Annotated in this window: 10 protein-coding genes and 1 pseudogene; all 11 read left to right on the top strand. The window is 52.6% G+C overall.

What is annotated here, in order from left to right; all coding sequences use genetic code 11:
* The first annotated feature begins 416 nt into the window (after window positions 1-416).
* The 11 genes and pseudogenes from ACZ89R_RS25510 (at window position 417) to ACZ89R_RS25460 (ending at window position 15,980) form a co-directional block, all read left to right on the top strand.
* Window positions 417-1,667 (top strand): ribonucleotide-diphosphate reductase subunit beta, encoded by a 1,251-nt coding sequence (locus ACZ89R_RS25510; RefSeq protein ID WP_007934889.1) that lies wholly within the window; start codon window positions 417-419, stop codon window positions 1,665-1,667.
* Between the two features lie 140 nt (window positions 1,668-1,807).
* Window positions 1,808-1,993: a hypothetical protein gene (locus tag ACZ89R_RS25505; RefSeq protein ID WP_429547954.1), complete on the top strand. Its 186-nt coding sequence runs from the start codon at window positions 1,808-1,810 to the stop codon at window positions 1,991-1,993.
* Between the two features lie 118 nt (window positions 1,994-2,111).
* Entirely contained in the window at window positions 2,112-3,626 is a 1,515-nt protein-coding gene (istA, locus tag ACZ89R_RS25500) for an IS21 family transposase (RefSeq protein WP_429545484.1), read from the top strand.
* A 20-nt stretch (window positions 3,627-3,646) separates the two neighbouring features.
* Entirely contained in the window at window positions 3,647-4,396 is a 750-nt protein-coding gene (gene istB / locus ACZ89R_RS25495; protein WP_429545483.1) for an IS21-like element ISPsy14 family helper ATPase IstB, read from the top strand.
* A 107-nt stretch (window positions 4,397-4,503) separates the two neighbouring features.
* Window positions 4,504-5,724: pseudogene (locus tag ACZ89R_RS25490) on the top strand (IS4 family transposase); the annotation flags it as partial.
* A 592-nt stretch (window positions 5,725-6,316) separates the two neighbouring features.
* On the top strand, window positions 6,317-6,949 hold the full coding sequence (locus tag ACZ89R_RS25485; RefSeq protein ID WP_429547707.1) for a hypothetical protein: 633 nt from the start codon (window positions 6,317-6,319) through the stop codon (window positions 6,947-6,949).
* Between the two features lie 232 nt (window positions 6,950-7,181).
* Complete coding sequence (locus ACZ89R_RS25480; protein WP_429547708.1) at window positions 7,182-8,783, top strand: DNA cytosine methyltransferase; 1,602 nt, start codon at window positions 7,182-7,184, stop codon at window positions 8,781-8,783.
* Window positions 8,784-8,872: 89 nt separating this feature from the next.
* A complete protein-coding gene (locus ACZ89R_RS25475) occupies window positions 8,873-10,318 on the top strand; it encodes an ATP-binding protein (protein WP_429547709.1) in 1,446 nt (481 codons plus the stop codon).
* A 13-nt stretch (window positions 10,319-10,331) separates the two neighbouring features.
* Window positions 10,332-13,175, top strand: a complete 2,844-nt coding sequence (locus ACZ89R_RS25470; protein WP_429547710.1) for a Z1 domain-containing protein — start codon at window positions 10,332-10,334, stop codon at window positions 13,173-13,175.
* Window positions 13,159-14,172 carry a PD-(D/E)XK motif protein gene (locus tag ACZ89R_RS25465; RefSeq protein ID WP_429547711.1) on the top strand — a complete coding sequence of 338 codons (1,014 nt, stop codon included), beginning with the start codon at window positions 13,159-13,161 and terminating at the stop codon, window positions 14,170-14,172. Before ACZ89R_RS25470 ends, ACZ89R_RS25465 begins: the two co-directional genes overlap by 17 nt.
* The gene (locus ACZ89R_RS25460) at window positions 14,172-15,980 is read left to right on the top strand and encodes an AIPR family protein (RefSeq protein WP_429547712.1); all 1,809 of its coding nucleotides are present in this window, start codon (window positions 14,172-14,174) and stop codon (window positions 15,978-15,980) included. The genes ACZ89R_RS25465 and ACZ89R_RS25460 overlap by 1 nt, the downstream gene beginning before the upstream one ends.
* Window positions 15,981-15,982: the final 2 nt, after the last annotated feature.

The following is a 15,982-nucleotide window of genomic DNA, read 5'->3' as shown; positions in this document are numbered from 1 at the left end:
CGAACACCCAGCCCTCACCGTCAAAAACCAGCCAAAACAGACGAAAAAAAAACTTCCTCCGCCAAAGCCCTGTAAACCCTCGCTCCAACCTGAAAACGCCCCTCGCCGACCGCTCCGAGTGCCATTTCGCCGCACCACGGGGCCGAAAATTTCCTTATAATGCGCACTTAAACGGGCCTGCAATATTCCCTTACAGGGGTGAAAAGCCAGTCTGAAGCCCACGCAGAGCGGTTCACGTTTTCTGCGCCCATCAGCGGCTTCGGAACACCCGTACAAAATTCTGTTTATTGCCTGCGTTGTACTGCTGCAAAAAACGATTTCCTTTAGATCCAACGCGGCCAGAAACGGCTGTGTGAAAAACCAACCTATCAGTTTTCACACGGGCAATCTGGCCCTCACGCAGGAGACGACACGTCATGCTGAGCTGGGACGAATTCGACAAAGAAGATGACGGCGAAGTCGCTGTAAAAGGCGCCAATGCCGGCCACGCTTCTGAAGCCAACATGGACCGCCTCGACAGCGCCGGTGGTGCCGCCGCTCAAGAGGCCCGCGCCGTGACCGCGACGGACTCCGCCGCGATCGCCCGCGCGAAGGCTGCCCTGGATTCCCTCGACGTCGCCGAAGGCCTCGCCGAACTGGAAGGCGCCTCCGCCCGTGTAGCTGTCGATGAAAAGCGCATGATCAACTGCCGCGCCGACCTCAACCAGCTCGTCCCGTTCAAATACGACTGGGCATGGCAGAAGTACCTGGACGGCTGCGCAAACCACTGGATGCCGCAAGAAGTCAACATGACCGCCGACATCGCCCTCTGGAAAAACCCGGAAGGCCTGACCGACGACGAGCGCCGCATCGTGATGCGCAACCTCGGCTTCTTCTCCACCGCCGACTCCCTGGTTGCCAACAATCTGGTCCTGGCCGTATACCGCCTGATCACCAACCCGGAATGCCGCCAGTACATCCTGCGCCAGGCCTTCGAAGAGGCGATCCACACCCACGCCTACCAGTACTGCATCGAATCGTTGGCCATGGATGAAGGCGAGATCTTCAACATGTACCACGAGATCCCATCGGTCGCGAAAAAAGCCACCTGGGGCCTGAAATACACCCGCTCGATCTCCGATCCGAAGTTCGAAACCGGCACCGTCGAAACCGACAAAGAGCTGCTGCGCAACCTGATCGCCTACTACTGCGTTCTGGAAGGCATCTTCTTCTACTGCGGCTTCACCCAGATCCTCTCCATGGGCCGCCGCAACAAAATGACCGGCGTCGCCGAGCAGTTCCAGTACATCCTGCGCGACGAATCCATGCACCTGAATTTCGGCATCGACGTGATCAACCAGATCAAAATCGAAAACCCGCATTTGTGGGATGCTGAAATGAAGGAAGAAGCGAGCCAGATGATTCTGCAAGGGACTCAGCTGGAGATCGAATACGCTCGTGACACCATGCCTCGTGGGGTGTTGGGCATGAATGCGGCGATGATGGAGGATTACCTGAAGTTTATTGCTAACCGTCGTTTGAGCCAGATTGGTTTGAAGGAAGAGTATCCGGGGACGACTAACCCGTTCCCTTGGATGAGCGAGATTATGGACTTGAAGAAAGAGAAGAATTTCTTTGAGACTCGGGTTATTGAGTATCAGACTGGTGGGGCGTTGAGCTGGGATTGATTCGAGCTACGATTTGACGATTGCTCTCTGAGCAAATCAAAAAAGCCTCGACTTCGTCGTAATGCTGTTCACTTAAGCATTTGAGTCTCAGCAGGGCTTACTCGAAAATCCGATGCCAGACCTCTGGCATCGGATTTTTTATGTCTGTTCAACAAGACCTGCTCGACCTTGGCGATCTTTTCAACTTCTGCGATCTGAGTACCTTTACCCAACATATTCCGGTTGAATGGGTAGCGCCTGCACTGGATCTTTCCAGCCAGGCGTGCGGATTCCACGGCCATCCGGCCACCTATTCCATGAACATCCGGCCACTGATTCCACGGTGATCCGGCCACCCATTCCACGCTCATCCGGCCACCCTTAAGGCAGGCAGCAACGCAGGATTAATTCACTACCATCGACCTCTTTTATCGAAGCAGAGAGGTCGTCGTGGAGCGGTTATCCATGCGTAAGATTCGAGAAGTGCTACGTCTCAAATTCGAGGTCGGCCTATCTGCCCGCCAGGTCGCTATCAGCTTGCAAGTAGGTCGAGCTAGCGTCGGTGAGTACCTCAATCGCTTTGCTGCCAGCGGCCTGACCTGGCCCTCTGCGCTGACTGACGCCGAGTTGCAACGGCATCTTTTTCCGCCGCCGCCCGCTGTCCCCAGTGATCAACGTCCGGTACCAGACTGGGCTCATGTCCACGCCGAGTTGCGCCGCCCCGGCGTAACGCTGGCTTTGCTTTGGCAGGAATATCGACTCGCTCACCCGCAAGGCTTCCAGTACAGCTGGTTCTGCGAGCACTACCGCCTCTGGGCCGCCAAGGTCGACGTGGTCATGCGCCAGGAACATCGAGCTGGCGAGAAGCTGTTCGTCGATTACGCCGGACAGACCGCGCCGGTCATCGACCGGCGAACCGGAGAGATCCGTCAGGCCCAGATCTTCGTCGCCGTGCTGGGGGCATCGAGCTACACCTTTGCCGAAGCCACCTGGTCGCAGAAACTGCCCGACTGGCTGGGCTCACACGTCCGATGTTTTGCCTTTCTCGGCGGTACGTCGCAGATCCTGGTGCCCGATAATCTGCGCAGCGGCGTCACCAAAGCGCACCGTTACGAGCCGGATATCAACCCCAGCTACCGCGACTTGGCCGAGCATTACGGCATCGCCGTATTACCTGCTCGCTCACGAAAACCCAAGGACAAAGCCAAGGTAGAAGTCGGCGTGCAAGTGGTCGAGCGCTGGATATTGGCGGTCTTGCGCAACCGCCAGTTCTTCTCGCTGGGCGAACTCAACACGGCGATCGGCGTGCTGCTGGAGCGGCTCAACAACAAGCCCTTCAAAAAGCTGCCCGGCTCACGCCGATCAGCCTTCGAAAGCATCGACCAACCGGCACTGCAAGCGCTGCCGGAACGCCCATACATCTACGCGGAATGGAAAAAAGTGCGAGTCCATATCGACTACCACGTCGAGGTCGATGGCCACTTTTACTCGGTACCGTACCAGTTGGTGAAGCACCAACTCGAAGTGCGGCTGACCGAGAAGACCGTCGAGTGCTTCCACGCCAACCAGCGCGTGGCCAGCCATCTGCGCTCGCAGCACAAAGGTCGCCACACCACCCAAACCGAGCACATGCCCAAGAGCCACCGAGAACATGCAGAGTGGACGCCGCAACGGTTGATCCGCTGGGCGGAGCAAACTGGGCCCAACACTGCTGGCGTCATCGCCTACATCCTCGAACGCCGAATCCACCCGCAGCAGGGCTTCCGCGCCTGCCTGGGCATCCTGCGCCTGAGCAAACAGCACGGCGAAGAGCGGCTGGAAGCCGCTTGTCAGCGTGCGCTGGCACTGGGCGCGTGCAGTTACAAAAGCCTCGAATCGATCCTGCGCCAAGGGCTGGAACGGCTGCCGCTGGCCCAGCAAAACCTGCCGCTGTTGCCCGACGAACACATCAACCTGCGCGGCCCCGGCTACTACCACTGACCTGAAAAAGGAGCTTCGAAATGCTACCGAATCCGACCTTGGACAAGCTGCAAACCCTTCGCCTGCACGGCATGATCAAGGCGCTTGGCGAACAACATGCGACACCGGACATCAACGATCTCAGCTTCGATGAACGCCTGGGCTTGATGGTCGACCGGGAGCTAACCGAGCGTGAAAATGCGCGCCTGAGCACTCGTCTCAAAGCCGCCCGACTGCGCCACAACGCTTGCCTGGAAGACATCGATTACCGCAGCCCGCGTGGCCTGGACAAGTCCATGATCCTGCAACTGGGCAGCGGCCAGTGGCTGCGCGATGGCTTGAACCTGATCATCGGCGGCCCGACCGGTGTAGGCAAAACCTGGCTCGCCTGCGCGCTGGCCCACAAGGCCTGCCGGGACGGCTACAGCGTGCGCTACTTGCGTCTGCCGCGCCTGATGGAGGAACTGGGCCTGGCCCACGGAGACGGTCGCTTCGCCAAATTAATGGCCGGCTATGCCAAGACCGACCTGCTGATCTTGGACGACTGGGGCCTAGCGCCGTTTACCGCTGCACAAAGGCGCGACATGCTTGAACTGCTGGACGACCGTTACGGCAACCGCTCGACGCTGGTGACAAGCCAGATGCCGGTGGACAAATGGCACGCGCTGATCGGCGATCCGACCTTGGGCGATGCGATCCTCGACAGGCTGGTGCACAACGCTTATCGGATCGAACTGAAGGGTGAATCGATGCGCAGGCGCGCAACGAAATTGACGGCGGCAGGGGCTTAAGACTAACAATGCAAACCTGCGTCGCTGCGCTCCGACTGCCTGGCCGGATGAGCGTGGAACAGGTGGCCGGATGTTGGTGGGCTGGGTGGCCGGATGGCATGGAATGCGCAAGCCAGGCGACCATTCGCCGACGTCGCTTGCCCGCCGATCAAGTACTTTGGCTGGTACTCGGCATGGCGCTGTTTCGTGACGAGCCGGTTCACGAAGTGGCCAGACGTTTGAACATTTGTGCCCAAGGCCTGGCCTCTGACCAGCTATTGGCCCGAAGCGGTGTAACCGAAGCGCGTAAGCGGCTCGGTGCCGATCCTGTTGAATGGTTATTCCGCAAGACAGGTCATCAATGGGGCGCGGAGCGTTATACCGATGACGCCTGGCAGGGCCTGCAAGTGTTTGCGGTGGACGGTGCGCTTTTGCGTACCCCGGATACGCCCGAGCTTCGAGATCATTTCGGGTCGGGAAATACCCGGACCGATCGCCAGACTCCGTTCCCCATGCTGCGCTTGGTGGTGTTGATGAATGTGCGTTCGCACGTAATCCTGGATGCCCAATTGAGTCCTTACCGACGCAGTGAAATGCGCTTGGCCGACGAGTTTCTGCAGCAGATTCCCGATCACTCGGTGACGTTATTCGATAAAGGGTTCTGGGGCGCCGAACTACTGTCGAGCCTGAATAAAGCCGGCACCTATCGGCACTGGTTGATTCCGGCCAAAAAAGGCACGGTTTGTGAGGAAGTGGCTCGCTACAACCCGCACGATCGTCTGGTGCGCATGAAGGTCTCACCGCGAGCCAGAGCCCGAAATCCGGCCCTTTCAACGCATTGGGAGGCCCGCGAAGTCAGCTATGAAATTCAAGGCAAACTCAAGACAGTCATGACCTCGCTGCCGGCGAACACCTACAGCACCAAAGCCGTTGCCCAGCTTTATCAGGAGCGCTGGGAGATCGAGTTAGGCTTCAGAGACATCAAAAGCTCAATGCAACAGAACGCAGTGACCTTGCGTAGCAAAAAAGTCGACTTGATCTATCAGGAGGTCTGGGGGCTGTTGCTGGCTTACAACGTGGTTCGTCGGGAAGCCAGTCAGGCGGCAGTGACGTTTGGCCGGGCTCCCTCGGACATCCGCTTCAAGCCAGCCTGTCAGTACATCGCTGTCCAGCTGATCGTGATGGCAGCAGCCAATCCGATTTCAGCGACAGGGAGGCGGTTATCAGAGTTAAGGGCAGGTATTGGAGGATTGTTTCTGGATCACCGCCCAAGGCCTTCGAGGCCCAGGACGGTGAAGATTTCAAAGACCCGGTTTCCAGTGGATCGTAAGGCTGCTCCACTTAAGTGAACAGCATTACGACTTCGTCGGGGCTTTTTTGCGAAAAACACTCCAATTGCAATCTGCACAAGAGCTGCCTCTAAACGCAAGGCTGATCAGCCCCCGTGAGACCCAGCTTATGCTGACGAAAATTGCTTCGATCCAAAATTTTCTGATCAACAGTACTTGGATAAGCGCCTTCTGCTAGGCATCATCTGGCATCTAGCCAGCACCTAGGCGAAGGGGCAGCTATTGGGATGAGCAGGCGGAAGGGATATGGAAGTAAAAGTAAAAGTCATGCACCGCGGAAGGGAAGTAGACCACATAACACGCCCTTTAAGATCGAGCGGAGGCCAGCCAGCAGTCACATACAAAAAGCTGCTCTATCCGGTAATCGACGGCTGTATCCATATCGAGTCCGAATTCACCTCGGTATCCACCCCTCAAATCATAGACACGAGCGAATGGGCAACACTCGTCGCTCGTCTGCTACCAACGAAGCTTCCGACCCAGCGCATCGAGTGCTCAGAACTGCTTCAAAATTGTTTTAGGAAAATCCTGCCTAACGGTGTGGTACGAGCCGTGTCCTCACTCACTTGCACCGGCCTGGAACAGGAAGCTCGTGAACTATTTGCGAGAAAAACACGATTCGGAAAAACTGTTACAGGAGCTACGAGGGCAGCCACATTTTAACGAGAGTCCCGATGCGTCTACTCATAACGCAGCCTCCCACCCCGCCCCCGGAAATATAGAACCAGATTTCAGTACCGAAGCAGTCATTGACGACGAACACTCTGATTGGGACTGGATTCCAGCACAGGAAACAAGTGTCCCTAGAGTTGATGACTTAGGTCTCAGAAAAGAAGCGGAGCGAGTTCAGAAAACCATCGGGATTTTTCGATCTTCAGAGCAGGGAACTGTAATACCGGACCTCAATATGCCTGAAGGCGAGCTTACCTTGATGCAAGAAAGCTCCCCCACCCCTCAATATGGCATCGCGACACGGAGGGAAAATGCGCTTGTAGAGCGAACCGCAAAACTCGGCAATATAGCTATGGATCTACTGAGATATTTTGCCGACAACCCCGGAGATAGAGCCCTCCATGCGGAGTTGGTGTTGGGGTACGCTACCACTGATATCAATAAGTTTCTCTCAGGCTCCCTCAGTAGCTACTTGAAAAGAAGCGAATCAGGGGGCTGGGAATGCCAACCTTGGACACATGATGTCCTAGCCGCAATAGATGAAGCCGGATGAACAGATTCTCAAGGAAGAAAAGCAATTCGCCACCCTCAGTCGGACAGTACAATATCCGCACCTACTGACGACTCCATACGACGAGTGAAAAATGCGGTGACCATGCGCACGCTGGGAGCATCGCACACACTTTTCCAGCTCTAAGCTCTTTCCTCTGATGTAGTTTGTCACCAGGATTCTGTTGGCAGTCAACGAGAATCCATTTCGTAATCCCTCAACAAAGCGTGGTTTCATGAGTCCTAGCTATCCTATTCAGATCGTGGATCTCTTTGCCGGACCGGGAGGCCTTGGAGAAGGCTTCTCTTCTCATGCAGACAGTAACGGCGAAACCTTTGAAATCAAGGTTTCTGCCGAGATGGAGGTTTCTGCACGCTCTACCCTGAGACTCAGAGCGTTCTATCGCCTACTGAAAAGCAGCCAACCTGAGGCTCTAGAGGACTACTACAACTTTTGCGAGACGGCAGATGTGCCGGAGCCTTACACAAGCAGAAGCTTGGAAGCATGGAAGCATGCCGATCAAGAAGCCCAGCTTCTGGAGCTAGGCACAGATGAAGGCAACGCACGACTAGACAAAATTCTGGATAGCCGCTTGGACGAAACCAAGCCATGGGTGCTAATCGGTGGACCACCATGCCAAGCCTACTCAGTCGTCGGTCGAGCCCGAAATCGCGGCAAGCAAGATTATCGGGCCGAGAACGATCACCGACATTTTTTGTACCGCGAATACTTAAGGATCATTCAGAAAAAGAGACCCGCAGTCTTCGTGATGGAAAACGTTAAGGGCATTCTCTCAGCGCGTGTAGCAGGAGAGCTGATGTTTCCGCAAATTTTGCAGGACCTCGCTGACCCGGATGCAGCATTAGGAGAAAGCACCAACGGACCAAAGTATAAAATCTGTTCGCTTGCAGCGGATGATATGTATGAAAGCGATGCAGAATCAGAGAGCATCGAGCCTAGTAACTACATCATTCGGGCGGAGGAATATGGAATTCCTCAGGCAAGACATCGCGTAATACTGCTCGGAGTTTCAGAGGAGTACTGGGGAGTACTAGGTGATCACAGACTCACTCCGACTCCGAGCCCCACAATAGATCAGGTAATCGATCGGCTTCCGCAACTGCGGAGCACCCTTACTCGCGTGAAGGACTCCGCCGATCTGTGGTCACAGGTGATACGGCAGCATCTAGTCGAACTCAGCCAAGAATCTCTGCGTCAGGTCGCTGAAGCGCCAAAAAGCGTTGCCCTAGCAGCAAAACTAGGCATCCTCGCAAGCAGCTTTAACAGTACCGATATGAACTACGGAGGGCTACGTGTACTTAAAACAAGATCTGGAGATGGAGTGACTGGCACTCATTTGGATGAGTGGCTGCCAGATCCACGACTCAAATACTGGCTCAACCATGAAGCCAGAGGCCATATGAGCTCCGATCTTCGTAGATACGTTTATGCAGCAGCATTTGCTGAGACGAACAAAAGCTCACCTAAAGGGCATCAAGATTTCAACCTTTCCGGGCTCGAACCAGACCACAAGAACTGGAAAACCGGAAAGTTCAATGACCGCTTCCGAGTACAACGGTCCGGCATTACCTCAACTACAATAACGAGTCATATCGCCAAAGACGGGCACTATTTTATTCACTACGATCCCAGACAGTGCCGCAGTCTGACCGTTCGAGAGGCTGCTCGCCTGCAGACCTTCCCTGACAACTATTTCTTCTTGGGCAACAGAACTCAACAATTTCACCAAGTAGGTAATGCTGTACCGCCGCTACTGGCAAGACAAATTGCAGACGTTGTCGCACGCATTATTAGAAGCGGAAAAAACACGAAATAGCGCCAACAGTAATGCGGCATGCTCAACAAGGGAGAGTTAGCTTGTCATCTACATTCAAAAGTCGAAGTGCCCCCCCAAAAGCCAGCGCAATGGTTGAGGCACTGCGCGGTCTTGGCTACAACACACAGACTGCGCTGGCAGACATCATTGATAACAGTATTGCAGCTGGGGCAAATGAGGTTCGTATCGACCTAAACTGGGCAGGGATAGATAGCCGCATTCTCTGTCTTGACAATGGTAGTGGGATGTCCGAAAACGGGCTGGATCGAGCAATGAGGTTAGGTGAACGCAACCCATTGGAGGAACGTTCTGCTGCTGATCTGGGGCGTTTTGGGCTTGGCCTCAAGACCGCATCCTTTTCGCAATGTCGTAGGCTTACGGTAGCAACTGCTGGTAGCGACGGAACGCACGCTCTTCGCTGGGATCTAGACTATCTGGCGAACAGTACTGACGATGGCTGGCATCTTTTGGAAGGTACGCACCCGGGCTCGGAAGGATTTTTGCGAAGCCTTTGCGATACACGTCGAGGGACGCTTGTACTTTGGGAAGAGTTGGATCGAATTGTCACCCTAGGAAGCACTGTTCAAGACTTTCTCAATCTCGCCGATAAAATCGAGCAGCATCTAGGAATGGTCTTCCACAGATATCTAGAAGGAAGCAAACCTCGCCTCCGGATTCTGATCAATGATCACCCTGTAAGACCTTGGGACCCCTTCATGACGGATCACCCGGGGAAGTCCTTCAACCCTCCTGTGTTCAAGCATCCCAATCGCAAAGGTATTGAGGCTGAATGTCATGTTCTACCTCACAAGGATATGCTCTCACCCGAAGACTTTGAACGACTGGGTGGTCCTGAAGGGTGGACTGCGCAACAGGGATTCTACGTCTATCGCAACGAACGCCTTTTAGTTGCTGGTAGCTGGCTTGGCTTAGGAACTGGTAGATCATGGACGAAGGATGAAGCGCACCGACTAGCAAGAATTCGACTTGATATTCCCAACTCGGCCGATGCCGATTGGAAAATTGATATTCGAAAATCGACCGCTAGACCTCCTGTTTACCTACGTGATTGGTTGACCACTCTTGCTGAAGCCACTCGTTCACGTGCCAGGAGAGCCTTTGCCCATAGAGGTAGACCTTCTCTACTAGGGAATAGACAGGTTATCGAGGCTTGGAAAATTGAGCGCTTGGCAAGCGGAGTACGCTACAGAATTGACAGCGACCATCCTGCCGTAAGAGGAGTATTGGATGAAGCCGGCGCATTGCTCCCACAGATCAAGGTGATGCTGCGCGTTATCGAGGAGACCGTCCCAGTCCAAAGAATATGGATCGATACGGCAGAGAATAAGGACACCCCATGCACGGGGTTCGAAAAAACATCATCTGAAGAAGTAAATGAGATTCTGATGATCATGTATCGCAGCATGATTGAAAAGAAGGGTTATTCACCTTCCTCTGCCAAGGAACAACTTAGGGCAACAGAGCCTTTCCACGCTTTCCCCTCACTAGTGAATGCCTTGCCTGACAATATTTAAGGAGTAATGACGGATGTCTGAAGACAACAAATGGAGTGTGGTCAAGATAGTCCAAGAAATGCTTGCAGACGAACAAGACAAGTCCGTCATTACACCAGCACTCATTTCGCAGAAAATCGATATGGTCCTGAATATCATGCCAAAAAAGGCAGAGGGGCTCGACCGTAACGCGGTCACCGACGAACTCATAAGACGTTTTAGCATCTGGGTGGGAGATGACTCATCACTTGTCGATATGGCGGGACACATACCCTGGTTAACAACTGAGCAGAAGAAGGAGTGGCGCTACTGGCGAAGGTATCGAGAATGGCAAGAGGGGAAATTGTCTTGGAGTGCGGTGGAAGCACTCGACAAAACAACCGACAACATTCTTTCGATGCTAGAAGACCCAAAACGAGAAGATTCTTGGGATCGTCGGGGCATGGTGGTAGGCCACGTACAGTCAGGCAAAACGGGCAACTATACTGGTCTTATCTGCAAATCAGCAGATGCCGGTTATAAAATCATCATCGTACTAGCAGGACTTCATAACAACTTACGCGCTCAAACACAAATGAGATTGGATGAAGGCTTCCTTGGTTATGAAACCAGTCCCATCGAAGGAGAAGGGAACGTCGCAATCGGTGTAGGAAAGATTGACCCATCCCCAGCATTGCGCCCCCAGTATGTAACTAACAGAACAGAAACCGGTGACTTCAATACAAGGTTTGTGAGAAACCTTGGTGTCTCTCCAGAACAAAAACCATGGCTTTTCGTCGTCAAGAAAAACAAGACTGTCTTACAGCGCCTGCTGAAATGGATTCATAAGCATGTAGCAGAAACGACAGATCAGGAATCAGGTCGTCCTCTAGTAACTCATCTACCACTTCTTATTGTGGACGACGAGGCTGATCATGCGTCGGTAGATACGGGTGAAAAGGTAGTCGATGAAAATGGTTCTCCAGATCTCGAACATGAACCAACAGCTATCAACAGTCTCATTCGCCAGATACTGCATTCTTTTTCTAGAAAGGCTTATGTGGGTTACACAGCAACGCCATTTGCGAATATATATATTCATGAACACGGCGAAACTACAAAGGAAGGACCTGACCTGTTCCCTGCGGCCTTCATCACGAATCTCGCCGCCCCCTCAAGTTATGTAGGCCCGTCACGAGTTTTCGGCCTTGCCAGTGAGGATGGAAGAACTGGAGCTCTCGATTTGATTCGACTGATATCCGATCAATGTTCGCCAGATGGAAAGAGCGGATGGATGCCAGTCAGCCACAAAAGCAACTACGTACCTGCCATCAATGGCGAGGACGCAATGCCTCCTTCGCTGATAGAAGCAGTCAATTCTTTCATTCTGGCATGCGTCATCCGTCAACTTCGCGGACAGGGTGCTGAACACTGTTCGATGCTTGTCCATGTCACGCGCTTTAATCTCGTCCAGCAGCATGTGCATAGACAAGTCCAAAATTATGTAATGTACGTAAAGCAAAGACTTAGAAGACAGATAGACCATAAAGTATTTTTGGCCGAGCTACGTGCTCTTTGGGACCGTGACTTTTTAACAACTAGTCAGAGCATTGGTGAACAGACTTCGGATGCTCTCTATCAATCAACTAGCAGTTGGGAGGAAATTGAACAGGCTCTCCCTGACTTACTGGACCAGATTGATGTACGCATGATAAATGGTACGGCAAAGGATGCACTAGACTATGCCGATAGTGCGACAGGGCTTAAGGTCATCGCTATTGGTGGGGACAAATTGGCCCGAGGCCTGACCCTTGAAGGACTGTGTGTCAGCTACTTCCTTCGCGCCTCTAAAATGTACGACACCTTGATGCAGATGGGCCGTTGGTTCGGCTATCGACCGGGATACCTAGATGTTTGTCGCCTCTATACCACAGAAGATTTGACTGAGTGGTTTGAGCACATTGCCGACGCGGCCGAAGAACTCAGATCCGAATTTGACTTCATGATGGAAAGCGGTCTGACTCCCCGTGACTATGGCCTTAAAGTCAAATCCCATTCCGTCCTGATGGTCACATCACCTCTAAAAATGAGGACTGCAAAAACCCTGTATCTTTCTTTTAGCGGTGACATCGTCGAAACCGTTAGCTTTTTCAAAGACAAAGCAAAAATAGAACAAAACCAAACTGCATTCAATAGCCTTGTTGCCAGTATGGGACCTGCCTCTGCTATTCCTTCACAGCAGCGAAACGAGCAACAAGACAATTGGAGTGGCGCAAATTGGATCGACGTCCCCGCACAACCGATCATTGACTTCCTAAGAGCTTATAAGACTCACCCAGATTCTCGAAAGGTGCGGAGCGATCTATTGGCCGACTTTATCGAGGAAATGACCCGCTCAAGTGAATTAACATCATGGACAGTCGCAGTTATCGGTGGTGGCGTTGAAAGAACAGAAGATGTAGCAGGTTGTAAAGTAAAACGAATGAAACGCCAGAATAAGTCGCTGGAGTCTGATGACAAGTATTCCATCGGGCGTCTACTCTCCCCACAAGATGAAGCAATCGATCTTGATGAGCAGTCATGGAATGCAGCACTCAAACTCACACAGAGGGGCTGGAAACCCGACCCCGGGCGCTCAAAGGGCCGAGAACTACCTGTAGTACCGAGCGGACCTAGTATCAGGCATATCCGGGGATTGGGTGGAGAAAATATCGCACCGCATCCTGAAAGAGGACTTTTACTGATATCTCTTCTCGACCCGGAAAAATCTAACGTTACGGGAATTGAAACACCGATAGTTGCTTTCGCTATCAGCTTCCCTGGAAGTAAAGCAGGAAAATCTGTGCCATACATAGTCACTAACCTTCTATGGGAGCAACAGTATGGCGGAACTGAGTAGCACCGAGATTCTCGGAATCTGGCGAGCTCTTCCCGGTAACGCGTCAACACCAGGCTGGAGAGCGATTGATCTATTCCATGCTGGTACCTACCGAATCAAAGCTGCCAGACATGCTCCTGGTAATGAGGAAGCAGTACTGATTGGTTTTTCCAGTGCCAAAATAGCACCAACCTCACAGTTTCCGTCGGGTCAAGGATTTCGCATGGAACGAGCGTCTCTTGGTGAGGCTTCAGGTGGTTTACAGTGGCTCGCAATCGTCTGCCAACCTTCAGGAAATCTTGAATTATTTGCTGCAGTTGTCATCGATATATGCGGATTACTACACTCTACGAGCCATTGCCCTGAAGACGTTGTTTATCAGCGGCTTCTAGGGCGAGTTCGCGGATGGCAGGAATTCATGCGGAATGGGCGGGAGGGTTTGAACTCCGAAACTGAACTGGGGCTGGTCGGGGAACTTTGCCTGCTTCAACATCTTCTTGATGAGGGAATGCTACTTTTCTCGGCGGTTGACGGCTGGAAGGGGCCACTTGACGGGTTGCATGATTTTCAGTTGGGTGCTGGCGCCATAGAGGTCAAGTCCACTATGGCAACAGAGGGCTTTCCTGTTCGAATCGCATCTTTGGACCAGTTGGACGAATCTCAACGCTCCCCCCTCTTCCTAGCTGCTCTTCGCTTTGTGACGAGTGAATTGGGAGCGGCTCTGCCCGAGCTCATCACCGACATGCGCATACGCTTGGAACCAGATACGGCAGCAACTCGACTTTTCGAACAGGCTTTAATACATGTCGGATATTTGGACATGCACGCAAAACTTTATAGTCGGCGTTTCTCATTAAGTGAACTCAGAATCCATCTCATAGATTCAGAATTTCCTAGATTAACTCCCTTCAACGTCCCAACAGCAATACGTCGAGCACAGTACGAGCTAGATTTGTCATTACTTTCGATCACCAATCATCCTCTCGCGGATGCGCTTGAACAACTTGGAGTCGCTTGATGGAACTTGTGGACTTTCTTCGTGAAATGCACTCATCGATCAGGGAAGAAGTAGAGAAAGATATTGCACCCGGTGAGATCCCGGTTCCAGCGGAAGCAGTGTTCACAGAACATGTAATGACACATATGTCTGACGAAGGTATTACCTTCGAGCCAATTGTCTGTCACTACGGGGCAAAAATTGGAAGTCACAAGGTAAAAATCAGTGGTTACTCTGTCTCAGATACGACTGACGACCAAGGAAACCCTGATCGACTAGACTTGTTTGTGAGCCTTTATAAAGGATTAGAAGAGATTGAGACCATACCTGACGTAGAGATAGGGAGGGCAGCAAAGCAAGGCCTGCATTTTCTGAAGTTCTGTGCAACTGGCAAGCTTTCTCAAGAACTTGATGAAACAAATGAAGTGTACCCTCTAGTTAAAGAGGTAGAACGTGTCTACAAGAGTTTAGACAGTATCCGAATTTTCGTTATTACCGACGGACAGGCTAAAACTAGGGATTATGCAGCGCAAGATGTCGAAACCAAGCAGATTCGCCTTGAGGTCATGGACATCCAGCGCTTGTATAACCACTGGCAAGAAGGTCGACCACGAGACGAGCTGGTGGTCAATTTTCAAGAGCTTTGCGGTACTGCCCTACCCAGCGTTTGGGTACCAGGCGTAGAAAAAGACGAGTACGACTATGCACTGACTGCAGTACCCGGTGAAGCTCTGCGCTTTCTCTACGAAAAATATGGACCACGCATTCTTGAAGCAAACGTTCGTTCTTTCCTAGGAGTAAGCAGCAAAGGCGTCAACAAGGGAATCCGCGACAGCCTCAGGGACCATCCCGATCGGTTCATGGCTTATAACAATGGCATTGTCATAGTGGCCGATGACGCCAAACTGGATCGTGCATCAGACGGCTCGACAGGCATCCTATGGCTGCAAGGCATGCAAATCGTTAATGGAGGGCAGACGACTGCCTCTATCTACTTCGCTAAGAAAAAAAATCCCGATATTGACCTGAGCCGCGTTCGAGTGCCTGCCAAAATAATAGTGCTTCGAAAAGGTCAGGAAGAAGATGAGGAGCTAATTTCCAAAATCTCCAGATACGCCAACAGTCAGAACGTCGTCAAACAGTCGGATCTCTCTGCCAACAAGCCGTACCATCGAGAGTTGGAAAAACTCTCGATGCGCTCCTTCTGCCCCGATGGAGTAGGACGCTGGTTCTACGAGCGTTCTGCCGGCAGCTACAAGGTAATGCTTGAGAAGGAGGCGTCTACTCCCACCCAGAGGAAAAAGCTGCAGGCGGCCATCCCGTCACATCGAAGGCTTACTAAACCGGATCTGGCGAAGTTCCTGCTCGCTTGGGATCAACAACCTCATGTGGTCAGCCTAGGCAGTCAAAAGAACTTCCAAGCGTTTATGGATGAGCTTTCCGAGCGCGAGCTTGCGGGAAAAAATGTGATCCCGGATCAGAATCAATACAAGCAAATGATTGCCAAGGCAATCATCTTCAAGTCAGCACACAAGATAGTCCGGCCGCTGTTCCCCGCATTTCAAGCCAACATCACCGCCTATACGGTCTCCATTGTCGCGCTTAGGCTCGGCTCGACCTTCGATTTCCAACGAATTTGGCAGGAGCAGGCTATCTCTCCACAATTGCAAAAACAGATAGCCACGTGGGCTCACGAAGTTAGTGACGCGCTTCATCAAGGAGCGGGAGGGAAAATGGTTTCCGAGTGGGCCAAGAAGGTGGAGTGTTGGTGGAAAGTAAGGGATTACGACTACTCGCGAGTTCAAAACACAATACCCGAGGCTTCTTGATG

It is taken from the genome of Pseudomonas sp. TE3728 (assembly GCF_056279145.1).
This window is presented reverse-complemented; position numbering and strand designations above follow the sequence as displayed.

Bases quoted from the DNA above. Each gene is read 5' to 3' on its own strand.
- ACZ89R_RS25480 (WP_429547708.1), top strand. From the start codon at position 7,182: ATGAGTCCTAGCTATCCTATTCAGATCGTGGATCTCTTTGCCGGACCG.
- ACZ89R_RS25505 (WP_429547954.1), top strand. From the start codon at position 1,808: ATGTCTGTTCAACAAGACCTGCTCGACCTTGGCGATCTTTTCAACTTC.
- ACZ89R_RS25475 (WP_429547709.1), top strand. From the start codon at position 8,873: ATGGTTGAGGCACTGCGCGGTCTTGGCTACAACACACAGACTGCGCTG.
- istA (WP_429545484.1), top strand. From the start codon at position 2,112: ATGCGTAAGATTCGAGAAGTGCTACGTCTCAAATTCGAGGTCGGCCTA.
- ACZ89R_RS25510 (WP_007934889.1), top strand. From the start codon at position 417: ATGCTGAGCTGGGACGAATTCGACAAAGAAGATGACGGCGAAGTCGCT.
- ACZ89R_RS25465 (WP_429547711.1), top strand. From the start codon at position 13,159: ATGGCGGAACTGAGTAGCACCGAGATTCTCGGAATCTGGCGAGCTCTT.
- ACZ89R_RS25470 (WP_429547710.1), top strand. From the start codon at position 10,332: ATGTCTGAAGACAACAAATGGAGTGTGGTCAAGATAGTCCAAGAAATG.
- istB (WP_429545483.1), top strand. From the start codon at position 3,647: ATGCTACCGAATCCGACCTTGGACAAGCTGCAAACCCTTCGCCTGCAC.
- ACZ89R_RS25460 (WP_429547712.1), top strand. From the start codon at position 14,172: ATGGAACTTGTGGACTTTCTTCGTGAAATGCACTCATCGATCAGGGAA.